This window comes from Methylomonas sp. AM2-LC (assembly GCF_039904985.1).
GTDB lineage: Bacteria > Pseudomonadota > Gammaproteobacteria > Methylococcales > Methylomonadaceae > Methylomonas.
Map to the genome: position 1 here is coordinate 2103536 of NZ_CP157005.1, position 17183 is coordinate 2120718.

The 17183-nt window shown below is 42.2% G+C and carries 15 protein-coding genes; 8 read left to right on the plus strand and 7 right to left on the minus strand.

Annotated features, from left to right (window positions below; all coding sequences use genetic code 11):
- The first annotated feature begins 469 nt into the window (after positions 1 to 469).
- Both ABH008_RS09585 and ABH008_RS09590 read left to right on the plus strand, forming a co-directional pair.
- The gene (locus ABH008_RS09585; protein ID WP_347989631.1) at positions 470 to 1099 is read left to right on the plus strand and encodes a hypothetical protein; all 630 of its coding nucleotides are present in this window, start codon (positions 470 to 472) and stop codon (positions 1097 to 1099) included.
- Positions 1100 to 1108: 9 nt separating this feature from the next.
- The gene (locus ABH008_RS09590) at positions 1109 to 1699 is read left to right on the plus strand and encodes a hypothetical protein (RefSeq protein ID WP_347989632.1); all 591 of its coding nucleotides are present in this window, start codon (positions 1109 to 1111) and stop codon (positions 1697 to 1699) included.
- A gap of 453 nt (positions 1700 to 2152) precedes the next feature.
- On the opposite strand, the gene ABH008_RS09595 is transcribed toward ABH008_RS09590, so the two are convergent.
- The 4 genes from ABH008_RS09595 to ABH008_RS09610 form a co-directional block, all read right to left on the minus strand.
- A complete protein-coding gene (locus ABH008_RS09595) occupies positions 2153 to 2797 on the minus strand; it encodes a protein-methionine-sulfoxide reductase heme-binding subunit MsrQ (protein WP_347989633.1) in 645 nt (214 codons plus the stop codon).
- 1 nt (position 2798) lies between these two features.
- A complete protein-coding gene (gene msrP, locus ABH008_RS09600) occupies positions 2799 to 3731 on the minus strand; it encodes a protein-methionine-sulfoxide reductase catalytic subunit MsrP (RefSeq protein WP_347989965.1) in 933 nt (310 codons plus the stop codon).
- Between the two features lie 185 nt (positions 3732 to 3916).
- A complete protein-coding gene (locus ABH008_RS09605; protein ID WP_347989634.1) occupies positions 3917 to 4288 on the minus strand; it encodes a CbiX/SirB N-terminal domain-containing protein in 372 nt (123 codons plus the stop codon).
- Between the two features lie 10 nt (positions 4289 to 4298).
- On the minus strand, positions 4299 to 4862 hold the full coding sequence (locus ABH008_RS09610) for a heme-binding protein (protein WP_347989635.1): 564 nt from the start codon (positions 4860 to 4862) through the stop codon (positions 4299 to 4301).
- Between the two features lie 164 nt (positions 4863 to 5026).
- On the opposite strand from ABH008_RS09610, the gene ABH008_RS09615 reads away from it, so the two are divergent.
- Positions 5027 to 5491 (plus strand): SRPBCC family protein, encoded by a 465-nt coding sequence (locus ABH008_RS09615; RefSeq protein ID WP_347989636.1) that lies wholly within the window; start codon positions 5027 to 5029, stop codon positions 5489 to 5491.
- A 46-nt stretch (positions 5492 to 5537) separates the two neighbouring features.
- Here ABH008_RS09615 and ABH008_RS09620 read toward each other — a convergent pair whose 3' ends face one another.
- Positions 5538 to 5939, minus strand: coding sequence for a hypothetical protein (locus tag ABH008_RS09620; protein ID WP_347989637.1), 402 nt, complete (start codon positions 5937 to 5939; stop codon positions 5538 to 5540).
- 943 nt (positions 5940 to 6882) lie between these two features.
- On the minus strand, positions 6883 to 7242 hold the full coding sequence (locus ABH008_RS09625; protein WP_347989638.1) for a hypothetical protein: 360 nt from the start codon (positions 7240 to 7242) through the stop codon (positions 6883 to 6885).
- A gap of 519 nt (positions 7243 to 7761) precedes the next feature.
- Between ABH008_RS09625 and ABH008_RS09630 the strand changes: the two genes are divergently transcribed.
- Entirely contained in the window at positions 7762 to 8280 is a 519-nt protein-coding gene (locus ABH008_RS09630; protein ID WP_347989639.1) for a hypothetical protein, read from the plus strand.
- 425 nt (positions 8281 to 8705) lie between these two features.
- A complete protein-coding gene (locus ABH008_RS09635) occupies positions 8706 to 8945 on the plus strand; it encodes a toxin-antitoxin system HicB family antitoxin (protein WP_347989640.1) in 240 nt (79 codons plus the stop codon).
- 272 nt (positions 8946 to 9217) lie between these two features.
- Here ABH008_RS09635 and ABH008_RS09640 read toward each other — a convergent pair whose 3' ends face one another.
- Entirely contained in the window at positions 9218 to 9481 is a 264-nt protein-coding gene (locus ABH008_RS09640) for a hypothetical protein (RefSeq protein WP_347989641.1), read from the minus strand.
- A 268-nt stretch (positions 9482 to 9749) separates the two neighbouring features.
- Here ABH008_RS09640 and ABH008_RS09645 point away from each other — a divergent pair, with 268 nt between their 5' ends.
- From ABH008_RS09645 to ABH008_RS09655, 3 genes are all read left to right on the plus strand, one after another.
- On the plus strand, positions 9750 to 11150 hold the full coding sequence (locus ABH008_RS09645; protein ID WP_347989642.1) for a HupE/UreJ family protein: 1401 nt from the start codon (positions 9750 to 9752) through the stop codon (positions 11148 to 11150).
- 17 nt (positions 11151 to 11167) lie between these two features.
- Positions 11168 to 13672 (plus strand): TonB-dependent receptor plug domain-containing protein, encoded by a 2505-nt coding sequence (locus tag ABH008_RS09650; RefSeq protein ID WP_347989643.1) that lies wholly within the window; start codon positions 11168 to 11170, stop codon positions 13670 to 13672.
- 469 nt (positions 13673 to 14141) lie between these two features.
- Positions 14142 to 17171: a putative Ig domain-containing protein gene (locus ABH008_RS09655; protein WP_347989644.1), complete on the plus strand. Its 3030-nt coding sequence runs from the start codon at positions 14142 to 14144 to the stop codon at positions 17169 to 17171.
- The last annotated feature ends 12 nt before the right edge of the window (positions 17172 to 17183 follow it).

The following is a 17183-nucleotide window of genomic DNA, read 5'->3' on the forward strand; positions in this document are numbered from 1 at the left end:
TAGCGTAATGCACCGTATGGTCGAAGGCAACAGTGTGTCGCTATAGGGCTTTGCCAATTACGACCTATTTCGGCTTATCGCGTTGTTAGTCTATTTCCCCTCTAATCTGGACAATCCAGACAGCTATTCCGGTGAATTCCCTATCATTGTCATCTGGTAGAACATGAAGACATGGGGATGATGTTGCATTTTAAGGTTGAGAGTATACAGTTGTTAAGTTGACTTCTAATATAACTTAACATAGACTAGTCTCTTAAGTTAGTCGAAACATCATTGTAGGCTCTATACAAGTTTTAATGTATAAATGTGGCAGTAATCATTTGTTAGTAAAAGGCTGTTCAAATATTTGCACAGCTAAAAATAGCAGTCTTTTTATCAAAACTTTTGAAATTTATAATATAATTATAAGGCAAGAATGGAATCAATATATTATCCTCAATTAAGTTTGTTCAATAGCTTTTTTGCATTTATGTTACTGAACAGGATTAAGTCTGTCTGTCGAAAGACTTTCTTTTCGGCTTTTTTGTTGTTATCGGGTTGTGTATCAATACCCACTGGCACAACTCTAAATAAACCCGATCCCTTACAACAATCAATTCAACGTAATTTATGGATTGGAAGCGTAAAAATAACTGATGAAAACGTAGTAAATAAATTGGCAGTTCAGGATTCTCTGCGAGGCAACATAAAAAACTATTTTAGCCAAGTCGCCTATTTTTCATCTGTTAATACTTTGCCCGGTAATTTGAACGGCAATGACGTGCAATTCAACTTTCAGTTTAGTAAATATAATCAAACACGTAGCGTGCATCCTGCTTATTTTCCCTTGGCGATTGGAACATTGACATTTTATATCTGGTTTGGCGGCCCCATTTATGTTGATAGTTCTGATATATCGGGTGTTTTGTCATGTCAAGATGCTGTAGGTAATCAATTATTCCAAGTATCTTCCAATATTCATGATGAACATAATGTAAATATTTGGTCAACAGAATATTCTTTACCCAGTGGCATAAACGCTAGAACATCACTGATGCAAGATCTTTTGACGCAAGCTATTGGTAAATTCAATGATAAAAAAATTAATAACACTCAATAAGGAGTCTTTGTGTCTATATATAAAACTATAATAGTTGTAGTTGTATCATTTATATTTTTTAATGGTTGTGCATCCTTTCGTGATGGTGCAAATCCCACTATCACACAATGGCCCCCTGAAAATGCAATAAAAAATAAAAACATTGCTATACAAATGACTGGTAATCTGGAAATAAATGGTAAACCAGCAGAAACTAATGCTCGTTTTTTAGAGAACTGGCGAAATCAAGTGCTGCGCGCTTATGAAGATTCCAACTTTTTTTCAGCAATAAAATCTGGTGGCGATACTGCAGATATTTATGCCGATATCAATATTCTGGATAAAGGTGAAAATAATAAAGGTTTGGCTTTTATCACTGGTTTCACGATGGGATTAATTCCTAGTCATGTACGTGAAGGGTTTATCATCAAAACTACATATAAAGATAAAAGCGGCGCTGTATTGGGGACAGTTGAAAAATCTGAATATACCGACTTTTGGATACAATTATTTATGTTTCCATTGATGCCCTTTAATTGGCCATCATCTGTAGGTAAAGATATACTTTATGATCTTAATCGAAATAGCTTGATTGAAGGTCATGCAAAAGGAATTTTTTAAATTACTCGTTATACCTCAACCTAAAATGGGCGCTACCCTAAGTTGTTTCGTAGCATTGGGCGTTAAACGCTAATTAACAGGGTAGCTCGTAGATACTATGACAAAATGAGTCGATTGCATTTTAATTCACCTTAAGTTGATGTTCGAAAACTCATTTTAAGGATTGATTTGCAATTGGCTCAACTCATATTTGTCATAGGGAACTTCGAAAAACCTGGCTTTCGTGCTTAGTCAGGCTCAGCATGAACGGTAAACTATTGATATATAAAATCGCTGTTCGCCCTGAGCCCTTCAATTCAACTCAGGAGAGCCTTGTCGAAGGGAGGGGTTCGAAGTTCCCCATAGTATATTTTTCAAGCTAAACTCACTTGCTTGCGTAAAAGGTCGATATGCGTAGCTTATACCTAGGGCGGCGGTGGCGATAACCGCCTTGGATACACCCATAGAAACAACTTAGCCCCTAACATTCCAAGACAAACCCCCCGATTTTTGCAACCCGCGCAACCAGTAAAATAAACGGATACTCAACAACACGGTCAGCAGTACCGCAAAAGTGATTGGATTGGTTAAATCTTTTTTGACTAACCACCAATAATGCACCACTCCACCGATGGCACACACATACACTGTGCGATGTAATAACAGCCAGCGTTTACCGCCAAGTAGCTTGATGACGCGATTATTAGAGGTAATGGCCAGTGGAATCAGTAATAAGAATGCTGGAAAGCCAACGGTTATATACGGGCGTTTCACAATATCATTCACGATACTGGTCCAATCGAAAAATTGATCCAGCACCAGATAGGTTAAAAAATGCAGACTGGCGTAAAAGAATGCAAATAACCCCAACATACGCCGTAAACGCAGCAGCCAATTCCAGCCAGAGAATCGCCGTAATGGCGTAATGCTTAACGAGATTAATAACAGGGTTAGTGTCCAATAACCAGTGGTTTTGGTGATTTTTTCAATCGGATTAGCCCCCAGATTATCTAAATAAGCAGCAGTGCCTAATTTAAGCAACGGAATCAATGCCGCTATAAACACGGCAAATTTTATCCAGGCTAATGCCTTATTATTAAGCGTTTTTAGTGACATCATGTTAAAAATTTTTAATTAAGTCCATCCCCGTATAAAGTTGCGCCACCTGATCTGCGTAACCGTTAAAAGGTAAGGTAGGTCGTTTTAAAAATTCACCAATGCGCCGTTCTTTGGCCTGGGTCCAGCGCGGATGATCAACGGCGGGATTCACATTCGAGTAGAAACCATATTCGCTAGGCCCGGCTTCCATCCAACTGGTTAGGGGTTGTTTTTCTACCAAACGGATTTTTACTATGGATTTAGCGCTCTTAAAGCCGTATTTCCAAGGTACCACCAGACGTATTGGTGCGCCATTCTGGTTGGGCAATACTTCACCGTATAAACCTACTGCCAGCATTGTTAAGGGATGCATGGCTTCGTCTATGCGTAAGCCTTCCCGATAAGGCCAGTTTAGAGTGGCTGATCGTTGTCCGGGCATTTGCTCGGTGTCTTTCAGGCTGATAAATTCTACATATTTGGCATTGCCGTTTGGCTCTACCCGTTTCAGTAATTCAGCTAACGAATAACCTACCCAAGGTATCACCATAGACCACGCTTCTACACAACGTAAGCGATAAACACGCTCTTCCAAAGGAGCCAGTTTCAGCAATTCCTCAATATCAAATACTTTCGGTTTATTAACCGCACCCTCTACAGTAATAGTCCACGGACGTGTTTTTAAACTACCGGCGTTTTTGGCGGGATCTTCTTTGCCTGTTCCAAATTCATAGAAGTTGTTGTAACTGGTGACATCTTTCAAAGGGGTTAATGAGTCCGACACACTTTCTGTGGATTTTTTGACATTTGCCAAGGGCTCTCCGGCCATTACCGTAGAGGGTAATAATCCCGCCAGAGCGGTACCCGCAGCTAACTGCATAAACTGTCGGCGATTATGAAATATCTCTTGTGGCGTGATCTCTGAAGCGTCAATCGGTGTGGATTTATACGATTTCATCATTGTCAGTGTTAAATGGTGATAATTTGATAGCCGTTATTGATTAACTTCGCGAAACGCATGTTTGCTCGGAAGTTTGCCAAAATTTCGATACCACAAGCTTTAATGGTGTTGGTAGCATCGCATAAAATTCGCAAGTACCCGTAATTTTTTGTTACATTGCCCTATAAGACACGTGTAACGGCTTACACATTTTTAAGTATGGACATAGCCTGATGCATCAACAGCTGATCAATTTGCTCGGCAGCGCCCAAATACGGCGCTATCCTAATCACAACATGCGGTGCTTGTAGTCTTACCTGTTCAATTTGGTGTGGAATATCAACTAACACGTGTCGCCCAGCCGACAGAAAATAAGGCACTACCACAATTTCTGTCATATTATTAGCAATAAGACGTTGTAATCCTTGCGTAATAGAGGGTTCGGCAATTTCCAAAAACGCGCAGTCTATTCCGGAAAAAGGTGTTTCAAATTGCCGTAAACGTTCAGTTAATGAGCGTATTTCGTCATTGGAGGATTCTTGGCGGCTGCCGTGAGCGATCAGTAATAAATGCACGATTTAGGTTCTATTCTATTTCAATATGTATTTCGTTGCGGCGTAAGGCTGGCAGGGTCCAGGGTGGATCAAAGGCAGCGGAACGCGGTTTAGACAATTGCCGATAGTGATGTTCTGTTAGCCAATCAGACAATATTTGGCTTTGTTCGGCAATTCGCTCTACTGTTAAACTGCCAGAATAACGCAATACGGCAACTTTTTTAGTGGGTGTTTCTTTTAGAACGACCTGCTTATCCAATGGCGTGGGCAAATTGGTTAAATCATAGCCTGACGGCATTACAAACGACATCAGCCATTTATTATCAACAGCTTGTTGAAATACCGGTGCAGTCATATCCATTTTCTCACCGGCATTTTCGCGAAACACGGGTGTGGTCATTGCCATTTTCTGATTTTGAATATTATTGCCAAAAATATAGCCAGCCAAGCGATTAAAACCGATACTGCCACTGCTTGCGTAATTGGCCTCAACCTCTGTTTCTGCCACTACGATGGCTGGGTATTGCCGAATTTGTATATCACCCTGTTGTGATATAAGGGTAAAGGGTGCTTCTTCACTGGTTCGAATGCCCATTAGTGTGCAACCTGTCAAAAAAAGAGTGCTTATAAATCCGATTAATTTTTTCACTAGCGTATTTTCTATAGAGTTTTTTGCATTGTGCTGTTAACGGTAGCATGCCACAAAATAAAAAATTTGCGGTAACTTAAGCGTATATAAACCAATTAAACGCTACATTGATGAAAATTTACTCACTCTATCGGCAACAAACGCTAGCGATGAGCCAAACTGAAGCTTGGCGCTTCTTTAGCTCGCCGCATTTTCTCAATCAAATTACCCCGGATTTTTTTCACGTTGAAATCACATCCCCGGTACCCGATAACATTTATGCGGGTCTATTGATCAGTTACCGCATGAAAGCTGTATTTGGTTTACCAATGGCCTGGCTTTCGGAAATATGTCATTGCGATGAGCCTAAGCGATTTGTTTATCAGCAACGTGTAGGCCCTTTTAAGTTTTGGAGTCATGAGGTCAGTATTACAGAAACCGCAGAGGGAATAGTCATGGACGATATTGTCTTCTATGCCATGCCGTGGGGCTGGCTCGGTGAATTATTACACGCTTTAATCATCGGCGAAAAATTGAAACGTATTTTCGATACCCGTTATACGTTTCTTAAACAGCAATGGGGCTTAACACCTTAGACGCAGATTGTTAAAGCTAGGCTGGCAATAAGTTGGTCACGCTCGCTTATTGCCAAGACATCGCTGTGTCTTTAATCACTTCTACATGATGACCACGCCTTCTATCAGCAACACGTTTATTTTTAATTACGGCAGGCACTTCAGGGTAATCTAGCCTTCTGTCGTTATGCCAATTACGACTAACGTATTCTCTAACAATAACAAGCTTGTTTTGCAAGCGCATAGAGCTGAGTTTGCGTATCACCCTTTGATCTTCGTCTTCCGGCTCAATATGAACGATGCCATGATTCTCAGTAAGATGGGTGGATTTATCCAGAAATGACACAATTTCAGTTTTAGCAATTTGAGCCGATTTAAAGGGAAAACGCCGCTTCAAAGTAGGCTCAACAAAATGATAAAGGTCACTTAAGTGCGTATCGTTGGGTATGTTTTTTATAAAAATTGCCATAAACGCTTACCTATTAGCGATGTAAACTTAATTTTACTGACAAGTGGTACGCATTTAAATTCAATAGCTGATGAAAATTATCTAAGAAGATGACAAAAAGCCCGCCGATCTATCAGTATTTTTGTATCATTTACGAAACAGGCTTTATTTTTTATCAAGAGTAAATACCTAAGAATGTATATTCCCTATCGAAGCTGATAAACCTAGGAATTCGAAGGATAGATTGAATGTAAATAACGTTATTTTTTAAAGAGCCTGCTGGGTTTTAAATTGTTCAATACAGGCTACCGCCTTTGTTTTTCATGCCTGCGCCGCCAAACAAATCCCATTATTCCTAGCAGTAATGATGGTAATAAAACCCAGATTAGCTCGGATATAATGACTCTAAAGCCTTTTTCTGAGAAAAATGAGCCAACTCCAATGGGAGAAACTTGAATGGGTCTAAACGGAAAAAATAGTCTTTCTGTGCTAAAAGGCCAATACAGTGCAACACCCAATCCACCATTTGTCATGGCATCTAACAGAGGATGCGACGCACATGCTATAAAACAAAGCGCGAAAGTGCTTAACGGTTTTGCGCCAATTTTGCGGCAAAACAAACTACATATGCTTGCTAAAGCAAAAGCGAATAGCAATGAATGTGTAAAACCTCGATGCCCCCACTGAGATTCGTAAGCAATACCAAACTTAAAGGTGATAACGTCTGCATCTGGAAGTACTGAGCAAAATGCAGCCAATAGAAATAATTTGAAATTTACAGATTTACTTTTAAAGCTAGCATATAAAACCGCTGGTATTGCAATGTGCGAAAATGCTGATGCCATTTTTATGTTTGCCTTACAGAATTGATAACGGTATTGATTTTAGAGTCGGAAATTTTAATAGGCTATTGCTGCACATTTACCAATGTTAAGTACTCTATTTTCGGATTATAGTTAACGCTTCAGGGCGATGTATATTGCCAACTCTGGGCTGGAAAATTGAACCACCAATAATCAAAAATTTCAAACGAGGCATCATAAATCAAATCGGGACGTTCATCTTGAAACGAATAATATATCCAGCGATTTTTTTCTTTCTTCTTCGCTTCGTCTAATCGCTTGGCAGGTAGCATTACTTGATCCAACCACTTTTTTTCTAGATTTGTTTCTTCAAGCGAGTTGGGGTAGCGATTATTATCCAATTTGAATTGTTCTATTACCTTAACGATCTGGTCGGCAACATCGCGTCGTGAGTGTTCGCGATAGCTATGCATACCCTTTACCAAAAACACCGAAAGAATAGCAACTAGCATTATTGCCATTTTATTTGCTCGTTTTGGAGGTAAACTCCAAAAACGAATTAATTGAATACCTTGGTATAACAACACCGGGTAAGCAATTATAAAAATACCGTTACCCAAACTAGGGCTGCTACAGACAACTATCGAGAATATAAATACAAAAAGCGTAGCTTTATTGCTCTTAACAAAATTGAAAATATTTATCATTTTTTTGTGAATCGTTAAATAATTTCAGTAGTCAGTGTAGCAGCGATTAGCGTAGCGTAATCGTGGGAAGTATAAACTGGTACTTTTGTCTTTTTAATCAGGTTGCGCAGTTTATCTCATCCTTAGAAATAGGTAGCATGCCTCTATTAATCCAGGCTATTGGTAAAATTGGATTGCTTTATTAAATTTAAGAGTACGATTTACAATAACTTTGAAATGGTAACTATTGGAGTCAGTTGCAATATTCTAGTATTTAAATGTTAGAATATTGGAGCAGTCCCTGAATACGTTAGAAACGTTGTGCATTCCATTGCTCACAGACTCAAACTCACTATGAAAAAACTCCACTTAATACTTTTGTTTCTTGCTTCTATTAGTATCACGTTTGCAGCGGATGATGCAACCAACAAGCTCGTCGAGGGTTTGATCTTCCGTGAGCCGTTCACACTCACTCTTCACGTCGATAAAGAGCGCTTTTACGAAGAGAAGCTTGGGAAAATTCCCTTTGTCTATGATGGGGACGTATATCTTTTCAAGGGCGACGAATTTGGTCTCAACCTCGACATCCAAGACAACTCAATTAAGACCGTTAAATACCAGCAGGATTTGAAGAAGGCAGATCTGACCCTCAAATTTACTCAAGAGGTTAAGTCAGATGGAACCTCAATGATGATTCTTAGCATGCACAACAATACAAAACATACTCTCAACGTTGATGCACTGATGACAGTACCCGGAAAAAAGGGAATTGCAAAGACCAGCATTCTTCCTCTGCAGCCCGGAATTTCTAGTTTTGAGTCGTGGCCTCATCCTATTGTCCAGCTCGTTCTTCGCAACATTCGAATTGCATAATGACTGAAAAGCTCTACATGGCGATCAATTTGCGCACAGATATAAGTGGTATTATTTTTTTAGCGAATGTAGCCACGATTAGCGAAGGAGACTGTGAAAGTATTCATAATTCTTGTCAAAATAGTCTATATATAGTTGGTTTGTGATTTTTCACTACTAGATATAGAGGTAAATATTTTAAAAATTGAATACTTTCACGGTCTCGAAGCGTAATCGAGGGAATTACCTCAAAGTGATAGCTTCATAAGGCATCAATAGCCTAGCCTATTGCGTCACGAGTTTGAAGGCAACAGTGTCGCAATACGGCTTCGCCTATTACGACCTATTCTGGCTTATTGCGTTGATTTTGTTCCCGCCAGCCATTTTCGACTGCCGGTTTTGACCCCAGGTGCTTTTTTGCGCCATTTGCAAAAGGAGAATACCTAATGACCAACTATGCCTTGCGTGTCCCAGAATCTCTGTTTACTTACGCCCGCAAAGTAGCGGAGGAAGAGCATGTATCAATGAACCAATTTTTTGTCATGGCTATTGCCGAAAAGGTTTCCGCGTTAAAAACCGAGACCTATTTTCGTGAGCGGCAATCTCGCGGCGAACTCAATGCCTTTGATATCTGGCTTAACGCCAGCCCTGATATAAAACCGCTAGTAGGCGATGAATTGACTTGATTAAGCATCGGTCAATATTGATTTATTCCTGCGGTTTTCCCGCAAGGCCATAAGGTGCAACTACACAAAGTGATAGCCTTAAAGGGCGTCAATGGTCCAGCCCATTGCGCCACGAGTTTGAAAGCAACAGCGTCTCAATACGGCTTCGCCTATTACGACCTATTCTGGCTTATCGAGTTATTAATTCAATCAGTTAGTAAAGTTAGACTGCTTTATCAAGTGTAAGAATATATGTTTCCTTTGCTCAGCATAGGCGCAGAAATTGTAACCCGTTAATTATGGTCGCCCTGAAATAAGTCCTGTGCATTACTGGTAGATTGTTGGAAATTGTCTTGCTCAACCCGTGATCTTTTGGCTGGAGTAGTGCTAATCTGTTTTGACTGATTTTCTACATCTTTAGCAGGTTGATCTTGTTTAAGCGTGGACTGTTCACTAGATGCGGTTGGAGCAGTCAAAACCGGGTCAACAGTATCAGCGGCAGACACAGAGCGGCAAGCTATGATTAGTATGCTGAGTAAAATAATTTTTTGTGACATAAACTGTCTCCAGATTGAAATGTAAAGTGACTCATGCAATGCTGCAATTTATCAATAACCCGATTAGCATGCTGGCTACCGCACTGTGGCTAATTAATGCTCTGCACCCGTTAAAATCATTGGGGCAATTACCAGATAGCGGTTTGCAAAAACACTAGCAAAATGGATAAAAAATCAACTGCATAAGGTTTTTTTTCTGCAGTTATTGTATCATTTTTGAAATTTTTGTTATGCTTTCTGCCTACCCACCTTAATGGCCGAGTGTTAAATGCGCTTTTTCTCAAGAAAACAATCTGATTCAAGATATAGTCTTTTCAGGCTAGTGTTTTCTTTTGGCTTGCCGCTGGTGCTGATCATAGCCTTTTTGGGTAAATCTTTCATTAATGTCAACGACATCGGTTTAGCGAATGGTTTTTCGCATCCTTTAACCGGCTGGGATCATCTAGTGACCATGCTGGCTGTCGGTATCTGGGCTGCGCAATTACGTGGGCGAGCCGTTTGGATGCTGCCATTGGCTTTTGTTAGTGTCATGAGTTTGGGTGGTCTTGCTGGCGCATCGGGTGTGGACATACCAAATGTGGACGGCATTATTCTAGTTTCTTGTGCGGTTTTCAGTGTTTTGATCACGCGCAACATTCGTTTCAGCAGCAAAATCAATGTTTTGATTGTTGCTTTTTTCGCCTTTTTTCATGGTTTCGCGCACGGCCAGGAAATTTCTACGTCTGCCAGCCTGCTTTCATATATCGCGGGATTTATGTTGGCCACCTTGCTTTTGCACGGTGCCGGTATTTTGGTTGCCAAACTGGTGGTTTTGGCGGTTACTTGTTTATTGACCGTACTTTTTTCCAGCTCGGCACTGGCTAAAACCGCAGAATCCGTTATCAATATTAACGATAATAATCCTGTCGTGCATCAGTTTCAAAATCAGGTTAACCCTGCCAATGCCAGCTTTGATAGTCCACATGTCCTCAGCGAACAGTTTGCCAGGCAAGATGCGGGCGGCGGAGTGCTATCATCACTCACTACTCAGCTTTCCGGTCTACTATCCGCTCAGCAGAACCAGCAATCACAGCTGCAACAGCTGCAACAGCAGAAACTAAACAGCGCTGCTGATTATCAGCTATTTGCTGTTAAACACTCTTTTATCAATACGGGTGTGGTTTCCATCACTCAGCGTTTTTATCCCAGTGACAGTGCCGATTGTCAAAACTTGGATTTTAAAAATTATTTTCCAAAGATTAACCATACACCTGGTAAGCACCTCCTTAGCAATGGCGTTGGTCTTACTTCGCCACCCGCTTGGTTTTATGCTTTCCTCGTTCCCCGCCCGTTCCAAAATACCTGTTTTTATTTAACTGAAGCCGCTAATCTTCAGTGTTGTTTTGCCCGTTTCCCTAGCGGCAATACTGTAAACAAATCACACCGTCGTCTTAATTACCCTCAGCTTCGCTTTGTCAAACGCATTACTGTGCAGCCTTGGGTTGCGCGCAAGGGCAACGCTGATAATTACAAGTCTCAAAATTCTTTTGCTACAAGCACTAACAATCCTAGTCTGTTTCAAATTGCAAAAATGGCACTGTTGGCAGAATGGCTTAGTGCTGATACCCCCTTTTTTCTATCCAAACCTAAAAGCTATCAGTTAGATGGCTTCAATAAAATAATAATTTAGCGCATCAGGAGCAGGCAGTGAGCAGTTACGACACTATTTTTAAAAAGAAACAACTGATTATCGGATTGGGTGTTATTTTAGGATGCAGTTCTGTCGAGCTTCATGCTGCGCCGGGTCTTGAGTCAACCGCGCAGGTAACGTCATCCGATCAGGCTAAAGTGGTTAAAAAAGCCAAGAATAAAAAATCCGCTAAGCTTATAAAACAGACGCAACAGGCAACTACACCTAGTCAAACTTCCCCAGCTCTTCAGGAGCAGCAACCTACCGCACCTGCGCAAGTAAAGCCAACAAATTCAGGCAAACAGGTAGAGGAAAGCGATCCAGACGCGCCCGTAATTAAAACCTTGAAAGTTGAGGAGTTGGGCGAAATCAGCGTTAAAGCCGGTCGCTCCAAAAACTTGCTGGGTCAAACCGGTTCTGCTTCACAGGGGGTGATCAGTCAGGAACAAATTCAATTCCGTGCCTCATCGCGTCCGGGTGAGCTGGTGGAGTTGATCCCCGGTATGATTGCGACTCAACACAGTGGCTCTGGTAAAGCCAATCAGTATTTTTTACGTGGCTATAATCTTGATCATGGTACCGATTTTACCACTATTGTCGATGGCATTCCGATGAACATGCCCAGCCATGCCCACGGGCAGGGTTATATGGACCTGAATAGCCTAATTCCAGAATTGGTCGATAAAATCGAATACGGTAAAGGACCGTATTACGCTGAAATTGGTGATTTTTCTTCGGCAGGTTTTAACAAAATGACAACCACGAAAACCTTACCCCAAGGTTTTTTAAAGTTTACCGGCGGCGAGTTCGATTTTTACCGAACCGTAGCGGCCAATTCCAGCAAACTGGGTGATGGCAATTTGCTGTATGGTGCCGAGTTTCAAACTTATAACGGCGCGTGGGCTGTACCGGAAAACGGCCATAAATACAACGGTATACTGCGTTATACCCAGGACCATGATAATTGGGGGGTAGCAGTCAATGCCAAAGCTTATAGCAATGCCTGGACGGCGACCAACCAGATTGCTCAAACTGCCATAGATAGTGGTCAATTGGGACTTTATGGCTCTTTAAGTCCGTCAGACGGCGGTAACACCAATCGTTACAGTTTCTCTACCAATGTTTGGAATAAAGGCCAGGACTGGAAAAACGATGCCAATGTTTATGCGGTCTATTACGACTTAAATCTGTATTCTAACTTTAGTGGTTACACCAGCGGCCCTTGGGGGGATCAGATGAATCAGCGTGAACATCGGGTGCAAGTGGGTGGCAATGAAGAACTCACCCATTACGACCAACTATTCGGACTGGATATGGACAACACCTATGGTATGAGTTTCCGGCACGACGAAATCATGGGGCTGGGTTTATATAACACGGTTAACCGACAATTATTGAATACCATCAGTCTGGATAATGTATCGGAAAGTACCGGTGGTCTGTATTTTAAAAACCAGATCCACTGGAACGAGAAGTTTCGAACCATACAAGCCTTGCGAGCCGATTTTATTACCATGCAAGTTGAGGCGCTTGCTAATCCCTTTACCACAGGGAATGCCGCAATAGCACAAATGGATGCCTCCTCTACATCGGCTTATTCAAGTGCCGTCAGTGCTGGAGAAATTACGCTGGCCAATGCGACCACTTCTGCCGCCATTAATGCAGCCAATTCCGGTTATCGCTCTAAAGAAATGATCAGTCCAAAGTTTAGCGCGATACTGGGTCCCTGGTATAACACCGAGTATTTCTTAAACGCCGGTTCTGGTTATCATTCTAACGATGCGCGCGGTACGACACTACAAATTACACCTGACGGCAACGCTGCCGGTAGCAGTGGCATGGTCACGCCTATGGCGTGGCAGCGCGGTGGAGAAATCGGCGCACGTAGCAATATTATTCCTAATTTAAACAGCACCTTAGCCTTATGGTGGTTACAATCCAGCCAAGAGCTGGTGTTTGCAGGGGATGAGGGGGCGACTAATGTAAACGGTAAATCCGAGCGATATGGACTGGAGTTCACCAACTACTATAAACCAACCGACTGGTTAACACTGGATTTTGATCTTGCAAAAAGCTACGGTCATTTTGTGAACACCCCTCAAACCGACTATTCAAACGGCACGCCGAGCTGCCCTACGGCAAGTGCTACCGCCGCATGTACCGGCAACTATATACCTAATTTGGTAGGCACCGTTATCGCGGCCGGTATTCAAGTGGTGGCGCCGAATGGAATGTATGGGTCCTTGCGCTTGCGGCATTTTGGTGATTCGCCGCTGGATTCCAACGGTACTTTTTGGACATCGAATGTTGATATTCTCAATCTGGGTTTAGGCTACAAACAGAAAAATTATAAACTGGATTTCAATATCTTCAATTTGCTGGGCGAAACCACCAGTGATATTGCTTATGCCTATAACTATGCCTCAACCGCTGGTGCTGGTGCGCAGACCGGCACCTTTGGCATCGTCAGACATCCGGTCGAACCACGCATGGCCAGAGCCGGAATTACCATTTATTTCTAAAAACCACCTGTAAACTAGGGCAGGGTGTAAGCTGGGTTAAGTGAAAATGAGACCCAGCTTGAAACCCTGCTTCCTCGTTTGTATGAGTGTCATTATGCATGCTTCGTGACAAAAAATTCATGTTGATATCATGAAATTTCGCAATGACTGACACACGACAAATCCTGTTAATGTCGAATGACGGTATTAATCATTTATGCAAAATAGGTAGACAAAATTTGCAGAGACTGCAATTTTGGTAGGGTATTTATTGTGTCAAAATAAAAAGTATCATAAATTTCAATACGGTAACAATTGGCATATTTATTGTTATATCTAGCCGTGATCGGCATCACATTTAATATAAAAAATAATGAGTGTCGTATCCGTAAAATCGTGGGCTAAACCCAGTTTCAATTGTTTGTGAAACCATTTATGCGATTTTACTAATTAAAATTTATTGAAAAAGCTCAAATAGCATAGGAAAAATATGAAGAAACTATTATTAATTCCAGCATTAATGATGTTACCACTGTCAACAAATGCTGCCACATATGGACCTGTTGCAAATTTTGACGTTATAAATGATACCGGCAAAGTGGCACATGGTTTTGAGATTGAACTGGATGGTATTGTACCCTCTGACATTACCTCACTATTCGGTGATGCTACACGTTGGACTGGAATGGAACGCTATGGTATTCCCGTCGTCACCACAACAGCTACGGGTGTTCGTGTTACTTATAGAGATGATACAAAATCGACCCCGTCTGGAACGCTCGTCGTATCTCCTCACGACAGCTGTTGGCCATTAGGCGCTCCTGGTCCTAACGGATATGGCCCGCAGTATCCGTGTGACCACTTTGGTGTTAGTACAAATAAGCCTACACCCGTTGTTCGTTATAACTGGTTGACTGAAACTACACCTTGGCCCGCTGGAGCAACTACGGGTCCAATTTCAAGGACGGATGCCTTTGTACCAAACGTGCAGATTAATATTGCACAAGTACCTCCGGCTGTTGTAGTACAGCCACCGGCACCTGCGCCTGGCTTACCTTTGCCGCCACCTGTCAATCAACCACCCGCCGCTGCTATTCATGCAGTTATGGCAGCTCCTGCGCCAAATCAGTTTGAATTTGGTGAGCCACGTTGGGTTAAAGTGACTGCTACTGGCTCTTTGAATAATATTGCTGTTGAAGATTTGATGGGTAATAACGCACTTATGCAAAAAGCCCAAACCCAAATTGAATGGCAACGTCTGCAGTATGATGCGGGTGCTACGGGTGGTGGTGCTAACGGCACAATTGACTTGAGCGGTGTTGCTCTTGATCCAGGTGCAATCGCAGTTGCGTATCGTTTTGAGTACTATGCGTATAACGGTGACTTTGATCCGCAGACCCATGAAGCAATTGGTATTTTAGATGCTAATGGTGCAGTAATTCCGGGATCAAATGTTGATACATCGGGTAGTTCGACGCCTCCAGTCACTGTAGGCAGATATTTGGGCGCACAGATGGCTGGGGTAAACTTTGATGGTAACATTCCGCCAGCTCCGCCACTTCCCATTGCGCCTACCATCAACGCAGTGATTGCCGGCGGTGTTGTTGGACAAGCCTATAGCAGCACATTTGATGTCACTCCAATTCTTGCAAACGATGTACTGGTAGTAACCATTACAGGTCTGCCTGCAGGGTTAACTTATGCTACTGTTGGTAGCAAAGTCACTATTAGCGGTGCACCCTCTGTTGTCGGTAGTTTCCCTATTACCATTCAAGCAGACGATAAAAGCAATGGAACAACCATTTCGGCTACAACGGCAATTGATATTGCTGATGCACCGATGGTATTTAATGTGACGTTTGCGCCTGCAACTGTTGGTACGCCTTATGTATACCCATTCTCTGTTCTGGGTGGATATGGAACAAAAACCTACTCAACTGTAAGTCCTCTTCCTGCAAATTTGGCTATCGTTAATGATACACTGGCTGGAACGCCTTCAATTGACGGTACATTTGCGATCATAATGACTGTTAAAGATAGTCTGGGATTCACACAAAATGCAGCGTCATCAAACTTGGTAATCAGCAAAGCACCCGTGGTAGTTGTGCCGCCTGTTCCTGTTCCAGTCGCTTGTTCAGGTAACAATAAAGTGATGACAAGTGCTTCTGCAACTGTTGCTGACATTGCGGGTGGTATTGCCAATAATGGTCAAACAGTTGATTTGCCCGCAGGTGTTACATTTAATGCGCCACTTACGGCAGCTAATGCGTTTGTTGCGAATAACCTGTTGACTTATTCGGGTACTGTTGACAATGCAACTAATCATTGTGTTGCCTCTATTGCTGCAATTGCTCAAGGTTTAAATGTTACTTATCCTGTTCCGTATAGCGGTCAGGTTGGTGTTGACTACTCTATCGTACCTGCTGGTAGCGTAGCTGCACAAATTGGTATCAGTGGTGGTATCGGCCCATACACTGTTGTTGCAAATCCACTTCCATTAGGAATGTCGCTTGACGCTACAAACACATTGATTGGTACACCAACTGTCGCTGGAACCTACAATGTTTCAATTTCTGTTAACGATAACAATGGACAAACCAGCAATAGCGCATTAACTTTGGTCATTGCTCCAGCGCCTGTCGCAGCCTCTTGTGCCGGTACAGATGAAGCTATTACCAGTATTGTAAGTGCGGCAAGAAACACAAATATTGCGCTGTTTAATGGAATCATCATCAAGGCTCCATACATTTCAACCGCAGCAAACAATGTAGCGATTCCTGCAACTGGCGTAACTTACACATTCTTACAAGGACTGGCCAATGGCTCATTCCCAGTAGGCGCTTTGATTACTTATTCTGGTTCTTATGGTGCTGCGTCAGGCGGACCCAATGGTAATCCAATGTGGTGTGTTCCAACAACTGTAACTGTTAAGCCGAAACCAGCTGTTTGCACTGCTCCACAAGTTTTGGATGTTCCTACAAACACTTGTGTAACACCTTTGAGCATTGCAGTTCCTACATTACCATCGGCTACTGTTGGTAAGCTTTATAGCACGACATTTGCCGGACCGACGGGTGGATTAGCGCCTTATACCGTCACGGTAGGTGCTCCTGCTGGTCTAAGTGGTTCTTTGAGTGGAAGTACTGTAACTCTTGCAGGTACGCCTACTGCAAATGGTACATTCTCTGTAAGCTTATCGGTGGTTGATGCGAATGGTAAAACATTTTCTACAACAGCTCCGCTGACAATTGCTTCTGCTCCAGTTTTGACATGCACTAAACCTGCGGGCGCGACTACCTATAACGGTATACAAGGTAATGCAACTGCAGTATCAGGTACTTCTGTTACCATTAAAGGTGTTGTTGTTAATGTTCCGGCCTGTACTGCAATATCTTGGCAGGGTAACTGGACCGGTTTGACCAAAGCAATACGTGTTGGTTATAACGTACAGGTACAAAAAGGTTATGTCCTGAATGGCGTAATCACTGCTACATCGTTAACAGTTGATAACGGTCTGTAAGTACTAAAATGA

Bases quoted from the DNA above. Each gene is read 5' to 3' on its own strand.
- ABH008_RS09610 (WP_347989635.1), bottom strand. From the start codon at position 4,862: ATGGGCATTCGAACCAGTGAAGAAGCACCCTTTACCCTTATATCACAA.
- msrP (WP_347989965.1), bottom strand. From the start codon at position 3,731: ATGAAATCGTATAAATCCACACCGATTGACGCTTCAGAGATCACGCCA.
- ABH008_RS09615 (WP_347989636.1), top strand. From the start codon at position 5,027: ATGAAAATTTACTCACTCTATCGGCAACAAACGCTAGCGATGAGCCAA.
- ABH008_RS09645 (WP_347989642.1), top strand. From the start codon at position 9,750: ATGCGCTTTTTCTCAAGAAAACAATCTGATTCAAGATATAGTCTTTTC.
- ABH008_RS09640 (WP_347989641.1), bottom strand. From the start codon at position 9,481: ATGTCACAAAAAATTATTTTACTCAGCATACTAATCATAGCTTGCCGC.
- ABH008_RS09655 (WP_347989644.1), top strand. From the start codon at position 14,142: ATGAAGAAACTATTATTAATTCCAGCATTAATGATGTTACCACTGTCA.
- ABH008_RS09595 (WP_347989633.1), bottom strand. From the start codon at position 2,797: ATGATGTCACTAAAAACGCTTAATAATAAGGCATTAGCCTGGATAAAA.
- ABH008_RS09635 (WP_347989640.1), top strand. From the start codon at position 8,706: ATGACCAACTATGCCTTGCGTGTCCCAGAATCTCTGTTTACTTACGCC.
- ABH008_RS09630 (WP_347989639.1), top strand. From the start codon at position 7,762: ATGAAAAAACTCCACTTAATACTTTTGTTTCTTGCTTCTATTAGTATC.
- ABH008_RS09620 (WP_347989637.1), bottom strand. From the start codon at position 5,939: ATGGCAATTTTTATAAAAAACATACCCAACGATACGCACTTAAGTGAC.
- ABH008_RS09585 (WP_347989631.1), top strand. From the start codon at position 470: ATGTTACTGAACAGGATTAAGTCTGTCTGTCGAAAGACTTTCTTTTCG.
- ABH008_RS09625 (WP_347989638.1), bottom strand. From the start codon at position 7,242: ATGGCAATAATGCTAGTTGCTATTCTTTCGGTGTTTTTGGTAAAGGGT.